Source organism: Streptomyces sp. 3-6 (assembly GCF_056323165.1).
Map to the genome: position 1 here is coordinate 243,143 of NZ_JBWHZP010000008.1, position 9,156 is coordinate 252,298.

Genomic DNA, 9,156 nt, shown 5'->3' on the forward strand with positions numbered 1-9,156 from the left:
CGGCGACGTCGGGGCGCTCCGTCACGGGACCTCCCGGGACGCCGAGGGGGAATGGACCCGGTGTCCGGGCGTCCCCTATCGCGGGTTAGCCTGTCGCGGCCGCGACAGGCTAACCCGCGATCACTGCGCCTCCGTTCCCGCCCCCGGATCCGCCTCGCCGCCGGACTCCCCGGCGCCGCCGGCCCCCGCCTCGGCCCGCCGGGCCGCCGCGTCGATCGCGGCGAGGGACTTCCTGACCTGGTTCGGGTCCGTGGTGTACCAGAAGTCGGGCAGGGACGCCTTCAGATAGCTGCCGTAGCGTGCCGTCGCCAGTCGCTGGTCCAGCACCGCCACGATACCGCGGTCGCCCGAGGCCCGGACGAGCCGGCCCGCCCCCTGGGCCATCAGCAGCGCGGCATGGGTCGCCGCCACCGCCATGAAGCCGTTGCCGCCCGCCTCCTCCACGGCCTTCTGCCGGGCACTCATCAACGGGTCGTCCGGACGCGGGAACGGGATCTTGTCCATCACCACGAGCTGACAGCTCGGGCCCGGCACGTCCACGCCCTGCCACAGCGACAGCGTGCCGAAGAGGCAGGTCCGGGGATCGGCGGCGAAGTTCTTGATCAGTTCGCCGAGCGTCTCCTCGCCCTGGAGCAGGATCGGGAACTGAGGGATGCGGGAGCGGAGCTCCTCCGCGGCGAGCTGAGCGGCCCGCATGGAGGAGAACAGCCCGAGCGTGCGACCGCCCGCCGCCTGGATCAGCTCGGTGAGTTCGTCCAGCATGTCGCCGCGGTCCCCGTCGCGGGCCGGGCGCGCCAGGTGCCGGGCGACATACAGGATGCCCTGCCGGGGGTAGTCGAACGGCGAGCCGACGTCGACGCCCTTCCACTCCGGCAGGTCGTCGCCGGAACTGCCCTCGGGCCCGAGGCCCAGGGAGGCCGCCACTCCGTTGAAGTCGCCGCCCAGCTTCAGGGTGGCGGAGGTGAGGATCACCGAGCGCTCGGTGAAGAGCTTCTCGCGCAGCAGCCCGGAGACGGACATCGGCGCGACGCGCAGCGAGGCACCGCCGGGCCGGTAGGCGCTCCCGCCGCGGGACTCGTTGCGCTCGTACCAGACGACGTCCCACTCGGAGCCGTTGGTGATCCGCTCCGCCACGTCGTGCACGCTCTCCACCGAGGCGAGCGCCTGCTTGCGGACCGCGTCCTCGTCCTGGACGGACTTGTCGCGGGTGCCGCCGATCGCGGAGATCACCGTGCGGCAGGCGTCGCGCAGCGCCATCAGCGCGTAGCCGAGGTCCTCGGGGATCTCCTCCAGACGGCCGGGGAGGGCGAGCTCCATCAGCCGCTCGAAGCCCTCCGCGGCGGTCTGGAGCTGGTCGGCGGCCTTCTCGTTGACCAGCTTCGCGGCGCGCCGCACGGCCCGGTTGACCTGGCCGGGGGTGAGTTCGCCGGTGGCGACGCCGGTCACCCGGGACACCAGTTCGTGGGCCTCGTCGACGATCAGCACCTCGTGCTGCGGGAGCACCGGGGCGCCCTCGATCGCGTCGATGGCGAGCAGGGCGTGGTTGGTGACCACGACCTCCGCCAGCTTGGCGCGCTCCCGGGCCATCTCGGCGAAGCACTCGGCCCCGTAGGCGCACTTCGAGGCGCCCAGGCACTCCCGGGACGACACCGACACCTGGGACCAGGCCCGGTCGGAGACACCGGGCGTGAGGTTGTCCCGGTCCCCGGTCTCCGTCTCCTCGGACCAGTCGCGCAGCCGCAGCAGGTCCTGGCCCAGTCTGCTGGTCGGGGCCGCCGCCTCGAACTGGTCGAAGAGCCCCTCCTCCTCGTCCTGCGGCATGCCCTCGTGGAGCCGGTGCAGGCAGAGGTAGTTCGACCTGCCCTTCAGCATCGCGAACTCGGGACGGCGGCGCAGCAGCGGATGCAGTGCCTCCACCGTGCGGGGCAGGTCCCGCTCCACCAGCTGCCGCTGGAGGGCCAGGGTGGCCGTCGCCACCACCACTCTCCCCCAGCCCTCGGCCGACGGAGTGCCCATGCCGTGCGCGAGCGCGGGCACCAGGTACCCCAGGGACTTTCCGGTGCCGGTGCCGGCCTGGATCAGCAGATGGGAGCCGTCGTCGATCGCCTCGGCGACGGATTCGGCCATGGTCACCTGACCGGGACGCTCCGTGCCGCCGACGGCGGTGACGGCGGCATGCAGGAGTTCGGGGAGTGAGGGCTTCGTCATAGCGCGACCACCCTACGGCCCGGCACTGACAAACGGGCGATCACGCCGTTCCGGGCGGGACGTCCGGAACGGACACCGCCCTTAGCCGCGCCGTGTCCGTCCTCGACCCGGGGGTCCGGCCCTCCGGACGCGCCGTGTCCGTCCTCGGCCGGGAGGGTCCGGCCCCGCCGGGCGGTCGCTGCAGGGCTGCCCCGCGTCGTGCAGGGACACGGACCGAGCCGCCGGCCCCTCCCTCACCGCCCCGCGAGCCGGTGCGGGGATCACGCGTTGCCTCAAGATCCCTGCCGTGACGGAACCGTTGCCGTTCCGTCGGATGTCCCCCACAGCGACCGCATAGTGTGTGGTGCCGTTCCCAGGACCGTGAGTCCGGCCAGGACTCGTTCGGGTCCCGGGGCCGGGGGCACGGCCACTGCGCCACGTTCGTCCACACCAGGGGGAGTCAGATCATGCGATCCATACGGCCGTCGTTCAGCGTCCGCTCAGGGGGGAGGCCGCGCCGTAGGACCTCCCCCGTCCTGACCGCCGTGGCGCTCGCCTCGGCGCTCGCCCTCACCGCCACCGCCTGCGACTCGGGGGACGCCGACGCGAGTGCGGAGCCCTCGGCCACCGCCGCGGCCGACGACGGCAAGCTGCGGATCCCGGACGACATCCGGGACAAGCTGAAGGAACACGGGATCGACATCGACAAGTGGCGGGACGGCGCCTGGAAGGACTGGAGCAAGGACGACTGGCTGCGCGAGGCCAACGAGTTCATCAACCCGATCATCGAGGACCTCTGGGACCCGGACCGCATGAGGGACGCGGAGGAGCCGGACCAGGGCGTCGACGAGAGCGACATCGACGGGGACCAGGGCGTCACCGACCCGACGCCGCAGCCGGTGCAGGCGGAGGCCGTGCAGCCGTCGTACCACGCCAACGCCCCCACGGCGGGCAAGGTGTTCTTCGACTCCCCCGAGGGCACCATGGTGTGCTCGGCGACCGTGGTGAAGGACCCGGCCAACCCGGGCAAGTCCAACATGGTGTGGACCGCGGGCCACTGCGTGCACGCCGGCAAGAAGGGCGGCTGGTACCGCAACATCGCCTTCGTGCCGTCGTACAACGACTCGGGCATGTCCACCAAGGAGTTGGAGGGCGCGGCCAAGGAGGAGGTCGCTCCCTACGGCGTCTGGTGGGGCGACTGGGCACAGACCTCCGACCAGTGGATCGAGCAGGGCGGTTCCACCGGCGGTGACGGCGCAGCGCACGACTTCGCGGTGATCCACGTGACGCCGGAGAAGGGTGGGGACGGCAAGTCGCTGGAGGAGACGGTCGGTTCGGCGCTGCCGGTGGACTTCGACGCCCCCGCGGTGCCGGACATGAAGAGCGTGACGGCGATCGGCTACCCGGCCGCGCCGCCGTACGACGGGCAGACGCTGTACCGCTGTGAGGACCGGCCGGGCCGGCTCTCCATCGCCGCCTCGGATCCGACGATGTACCGCATCGGGTGCAGCATGACCGCCGGTTCGTCCGGCGGCGGCTGGATCGCGAACGGCTCGGACGGCAAGCCGGCGCTGGTGTCCAACACCTCCATCGGCCCGGTCACGTCGGGCTGGCTGGCCGGTCCGCGGCTGGGTGCCGACGCCAAGGGCGTCTACGACGCGGTCAGCGACAAGTTCGCCGGGCAGTGACCCGGCTCCCGGGCCCGCGCGCCGACGCGCACGCGGGCCCGGGGCGCAGGGACCCCGGGGGCGGGAGCCCGGCACCAGCCGGTGACCTCGCCGCGCCCGGGAGCGCGGCCCGGCGTGCGCGCCGGAGCCTGTGCCGCACGACGGGCGCGCACCGCGCCACGCGCGCCCGTACGCGCACCGTTCCACCGAGACCGGCCCGGGCGGCGTTCGCGCCCGGCACGGCACGCATCGTTTTCCAACGGGGGGTCAACGCATCATGAGGTCAATCCGTCCGTCCACATCCCGTCCCTCGGCATCCCGTCCATCCGCAGACCGTGCGTCCGCACCCCATGCGTCCGCACCCCATGCGTCCGCACCCCGTCCCTCCGCAGCCGGTTCGTCCCTCACCCGCGCATCCGCCACCAGCACGTCCGCCGCCAGTGCCTCCGCCACCCGTACGTCCCGGGGCCGTCGGCCGGGACGGCGTCGCACCCTGCTGGCCGCCACCGGGCTCGTCGCCGCCCTGGCGCTGACCGCGACCGCGTGCGGCGGCTCGTCGGGGAACGAGGCGGGTGGCAGGCCCGCGTCGGGCGCGTCCGGGGCGGCGGACGATGCCGACGGCAAGGTCTCCCTCCCGTCCGACCTCGCGGACCGGCTGGCGGAACACGGCATCGAGGTCGAGCGGTGGAAGGACGGCGGCTGGAAGGACTGGGACCGGGACACCTGGCTCAGCGAGGCCAAGGACTTCGTCAACCCGGTGATCGAGGGCCTGTGGAAGCCGGAACGGATGCGCGCCGCCGAGGAGGCGGACAAGACCGTCTCGACGAAGGACGCGCGGGCGGCCGCGGGGGTCAGTGACCCCGAGCCGGCACCGGTCCGGGCCCAGGCCGAGAAGACTCCGTACCACGAGCACGCGGCCCCCGTCGGCAAGGTCTTCTTCGACTCCCCCGACGGCCCGAGCGTCTGTTCCGGAACGGTCGTCAAGGACGTGAACCGCCCCGGGAAGTCCAACCTGGTGTGGACGGCCGGGCACTGCGTGCACGCCGGTGCGGGCGGCGGCTGGTACCGGAACCTGGTCTTCGTCCCGGCGTACAACGACCTCGGCCGGTCCGGCGGCGAACTCACCGACGCCGACCCGGCCGAGATCGCTCCCTACGGCAACTGGTGGGCCGACTGGGCGTCGACGTCCAACGGCTGGATCCAGGGCGGCGCGGAGTCGGGGGGTGCCGGGGCGCCGTACGACTACGCGGTGCTGCACGTGCAGCCGGAGCGGGGCGGCCCGTCCCTGGAGGAGACCGTCGGCGGTGCGCTGGAGGTGGACTTCTCCGCCCCGACCGCCGCCGAGACGGGCCAAATGGGCGCGTGGGGGTACCCGGCGGCGGCGCCCTACGACGGGCTGCGGATGTTCAAGTGCCTGGACGCACCCGGCCGGTTCTCCCTCGCCGGCAACCAGCCGACGATGTACCGGATCGGCTGCACGATGACCGGCGGCTCCTCGGGCGGCGGGTGGTTCCGGGTCCGCGACGGCCGCACGGTCCTGGTCTCCAACACCTCGATCGGTCCGGCCGACCACACCTGGCTCGCGGGCCCGCAGCTCGGCCGGGACGCCGAGGCCCTGTACCAGAACATGAGCCGGACCCACGGCGGCCGGTGAGCCGGACCGGTCCCACGGCGGCCGGTGAGCCGCGAGGGTACGGTCGGTACCGCCGGTACCGACGGCGAAGGCCCGCCCCGGCAGCAGCCGGGGCGGGCCTCCTCGTACGTGCGGTCGGTCAGCCGGCCGGGCTCGGTACGTACGGCGCCAGTTCGGCGGCGAGTTCCTCGTGCACCCGCAGCTTGAGCAGGGTGCCCTCCGGGGTGTGCTCCTCGGAGATCACCTCGCCCTCGTCGTGGGCACGGGCCACCAGCTGGCCGTGGGTGTACGGGACGAGCACCTCGATCTCCACCGACGGGCGGGGCAGCTCCTGGTCGATGTAGGCCAGCAGTTGCTCGATGCCCTGGCCGGTGCGGGCCGAGACCGCGATGGAGCGCTTCTCCATGCGCAGCAGCCGCTGGAGGGTGAGCGGATCGGCGGCGTCCGCCTTGTTGATCACGACGATCTCGGGCACGTCGGTGGCTCCGACGTCCCGGATCACCTCGCGCACGGCCGCCAGCTGCTCCTCGGGCGCCGGGTGCGAGCCGTCCACCACGTGCAGGATCAGGTCGGAGTCGCCGACCTCCTCCATGGTGGAGCGGAACGCCTCGACCAGATGGTGTGGCAGGTGGCGCACGAAGCCGACGGTGTCCGCCAGCGTGTACAGCCGCCCGCTGGGGGTCTCGGCCCGGCGCACGGTCGGGTCGAGGGTGGCGAACAGGGCGTTCTCCACCAGCACGCCCGCGCCCGTGAGGCGGTTGAGCAGCGAGGACTTTCCGGCGTTGGTGTAGCCCGCGATCGCCACGGAGGGCACCTTGTTGCGCCGGCGTTCCTGGCGCTTGATCTCGCGGCCGGTCTTCATCTCCGCGATCTCCCGGCGCATCTTCGCCATCTTCTCGCGGATGCGGCGCCGGTCGGTCTCGATCTTGGTCTCACCGGGACCGCGGGTGGCGAGGCCGCCGCCCTTGCCGCCGCCCATCTGCCGGGACAGCGACTGACCCCAGCCGCGCAGGCGCGGCAGCATGTACTGCATCTGCGCGAGCGAGACCTGCGCCTTGCCCTCACGGGACTTGGCGTGCTGGGCGAAGATGTCGAGGATCAGCGCCGTACGGTCGATGACCTTGACCTTGACGACGTCCTCGAGGTGGATGAGCTGTCCGGGGCTGAGCTCACCGTCGCAGATGACGGTGTCCGCGCCCGTCTCCAGCACGATGTCACGCAGCTGTTCGGCCTTGCCGGAGCCGATGTAGGTGGACGCGTCGGGCTTGTCGCGGCGCTGGATCACGCCGTCGAGCACCAGGGCGCCGGCCGTCTCGGCGAGGGCCGCGAGTTCCGCCAGGGAGTTCTCCGCCTCCCGCGCGGTGCCGGTCGTCCACACGCCGACGAGGACCACCCGCTCCAGGCGGAGCTGCCGGTACTCGACCTCGGTGACGTCCTCGAGTTCGGTGGACAGGCCCACGACGCGGCGCAGGGCGGCGCGCTCGGTGCGGTCGAACTGGTCGCCGTCCCGCTCTCCGTCGATCTCGAAGCTCCAGGCGACGTCCTCTTCCATCAGGGCATCGGCCCGAAGACCCTCGGGGTGGCTCTGCGTGCGGCGCTGGGTGTCCTGGGAAGGGGAAGAAGAGGAGGTCATTGGATCCTTACGTAGATGGGAAACCGTCTGCGGCGACGCCCGGTGACCGGACCGGTCCCGTGGGTGCCCCGGTTGCGGAGACGGGTGAGCGGAAACTCTCCCGTCACTGTCCACAACGCACGAGTACCCCGTGGGATTCCCGGTGTGCCCTGCGGTGCCGACCCGATGATGGTCGCACGGCACGGCCCGTCTCGTCACCGTGATATCGCCCGCTTCCGGCACGGTCAGTGCGCCCCGGCTCCGGCGGCGGCCCGCGTCCCGGACCTCCAGTCGGCGTGACCGGGCATCGGCGGCGTTCTGTCGCCGTACAGCCAGGGGTGCAGGAACGCGGTGAGGTCGCGTCCGGCGGTCTCGGAGGCGAGCCGGACGAAGTCGGCCGTGGTGGCGTTGCCGTCCCGGTGGCGTGCGACCCAGGTGCGTTGCAGGCGGTCGAAGGCGCCGCGTCCGATCTCCTGGCGCAGGGCGTAGAGCACGAGGGCGGCCCCGTCGTAGACGCTCGGCCGGAAGATGCCGATCTTGCGGCCGGGGTCGGGGGGCTCGGGCGCGGCGGGCGGTCCGCCGGCGGTGCGCCAGCCGTCGGACGCCTCGTAGGCGGCCTTCATCCGGGCCTCCATCGACCGTCCCGCCGTCTCCTCGGCGTAGAGGGCCTCGTACCAGGTGGCGTGCCCCTCGCCGAGCCAGAGGTCGGACCAGGTGGCGGGGCTGACGCTGTTGCCGAACCACTGGTGGGCCAGCTCGTGCACCATGATCGACTCGACGTACCACGCCGGGTAGGCCGGGTCGGTGAAGAGGTCCCGCTCGAAGAGGGAGAGGGTCTGGGTCTCGAGCGCGAAGCCGGTGGACGCCTCGGCCAGGAGCAGGCCGTACGTCTCGAAGGGGTAGCGGCCGATCCGGTCCTCCATCCAGGAGATCTGGCCGGGGGTCTTCGCCAGCCACGGTTCCAGCTTCTCGCGCTGCCGCGTGGGCACCACGTCCCGCAGGGGCAGTCCGTGGGGGCCCTCGCGGTGGACCACGGTGGACCGGCCGATGGACACCTGGGCGAGTTCGGTGGCCATGGGGTGCCGGGTCCGGTAGGTCCAGGTGGTCTCGCCCCCCGCACGGTCGACGCGGGTGCGCAGGCCGTTGGCGACCGCGGTGTGGCCGTCGGGGGCGGTGATCCGGAAGGTGAACAGCGCCTTGTCGGAGGGGTGGTCGTTGCAGGGGAACACCAGGTGCGCGGCGTCGGCCTGGTTGGCCATCGCGAGACCGTCCGCGGTGCGCACCCAGCCTCCCTCGCGGTCGCCCGGGCTCCGCGGATCGCTGGTGTGCCGCACGGTGATCCGGGTCCACTCGCCCCGGTCCAGCCCGTCCTCCGGGGTGATCACCAGGTCCTCGCCGACGCCGGTGAAGGCGGCGGGTTCTCCGTCCACCTCGACGGAGTGGACGGTTCCGTGCGCGAAGTCGAGGTTGATCCGGTCGAGGTCCGCGGTGGTCCGGGCGTCGATGGTGGTGACCGCCCGCAGCGGGGCGTCGTTGCGGCCGGAGTAGTCCAGTCGCAGGTCGTACGCCGCCACGTCGTAGCCGGGGTTGCCGAGGTGGGGGAAGAGGCGGTCGCCGAGGCCCAGCGGGACGGCCGGGGCGCTCGCCGCGACCAGGCAGACGGAGACCGCCGAGGCCAGCAGCGCGGCGGCCGTGCGCCGCCGGCGGGCGCGCGGGGCGGTGGTGGGGAGGAGGCGGCCGTGGGGGGCCCGGTGGGTGGGGGTGAGCGGCATGCCCCACGGCTATCAGCGCGCGCCCGCCCCGCGGCGACGGCGCGCTTCCCACGCACCCGATCGGGCGCGGTGGCCCCCACGACGACCGGGGCGCGAGGCCGGACGTGCCGGGGCGGGGCGTGCGGGGGCGGTCCCGGTGCTGCCACTCCTGCTCGGCGGGGCGTGCCGACGCGGGGGGGGGTGCCCCTATCTCTTTCGTCAAGGGGCGGGTCGGTTGATCGGTGATGTTTCAGGTGGCTTGGGGGGCGGTGTGAGGTTGGAAGAACGTGCCGTCGCGGAGCATGG

Annotated in this window: 5 protein-coding genes; 2 read left to right on the plus strand and 3 right to left on the minus strand. The window is 72.9% G+C overall.

All coding sequences use genetic code 11. From position 1 onward, the window contains the following. Positions 1 to 120: 120 nt before the first annotated feature. Positions 121 to 2,208 (minus strand): ATP-dependent DNA helicase, encoded by a 2,088-nt coding sequence (locus tag AC02VZ_RS13820; RefSeq protein WP_476475447.1) that lies wholly within the window; start codon positions 2,206 to 2,208, stop codon positions 121 to 123. Between the two features lie 446 nt (positions 2,209 to 2,654). On the opposite strand from AC02VZ_RS13820, the gene AC02VZ_RS13825 reads away from it, so the two are divergent. Both AC02VZ_RS13825 and AC02VZ_RS13830 read left to right on the plus strand, forming a co-directional pair. Continuing rightward, on the plus strand, positions 2,655 to 3,875 hold the full coding sequence (locus AC02VZ_RS13825; protein WP_432057741.1) for a trypsin-like serine peptidase: 1,221 nt from the start codon (positions 2,655 to 2,657) through the stop codon (positions 3,873 to 3,875). Between the two features lie 256 nt (positions 3,876 to 4,131). Further along, entirely contained in the window at positions 4,132 to 5,508 is a 1,377-nt protein-coding gene (locus tag AC02VZ_RS13830) for a trypsin-like serine peptidase (RefSeq protein WP_432057742.1), read from the plus strand. A 118-nt stretch (positions 5,509 to 5,626) separates the two neighbouring features. Here AC02VZ_RS13830 and hflX read toward each other — a convergent pair whose 3' ends face one another. Further along, positions 5,627 to 7,120: a GTPase HflX gene (gene hflX, locus AC02VZ_RS13835; RefSeq protein WP_432057743.1), complete on the minus strand. Its 1,494-nt coding sequence runs from the start codon at positions 7,118 to 7,120 to the stop codon at positions 5,627 to 5,629. A 224-nt stretch (positions 7,121 to 7,344) separates the two neighbouring features. Further along, positions 7,345 to 8,871 (minus strand): M1 family metallopeptidase, encoded by a 1,527-nt coding sequence (locus AC02VZ_RS13840; protein ID WP_476475448.1) that lies wholly within the window; start codon positions 8,869 to 8,871, stop codon positions 7,345 to 7,347. Positions 8,872 to 9,156 lie beyond the last annotated feature (285 nt).

What these genes read in the sequence shown, in the direction of transcription:
- AC02VZ_RS13830 (WP_432057742.1), top strand. Translation starts at nt 4,132, where the DNA reads ATGAGGTCAATCCGTCCGTCCACATCCCGTCCCTCGGCATCCCGTCCA.
- AC02VZ_RS13825 (WP_432057741.1), top strand. Translation starts at nt 2,655, where the DNA reads ATGCGATCCATACGGCCGTCGTTCAGCGTCCGCTCAGGGGGGAGGCCG.
- AC02VZ_RS13820 (WP_476475447.1), bottom strand. Translation starts at nt 2,208, where the DNA reads ATGACGAAGCCCTCACTCCCCGAACTCCTGCATGCCGCCGTCACCGCC.
- hflX (WP_432057743.1), bottom strand. Translation starts at nt 7,120, where the DNA reads ATGACCTCCTCTTCTTCCCCTTCCCAGGACACCCAGCGCCGCACGCAG.
- AC02VZ_RS13840 (WP_476475448.1), bottom strand. Translation starts at nt 8,871, where the DNA reads ATGCCGCTCACCCCCACCCACCGGGCCCCCCACGGCCGCCTCCTCCCC.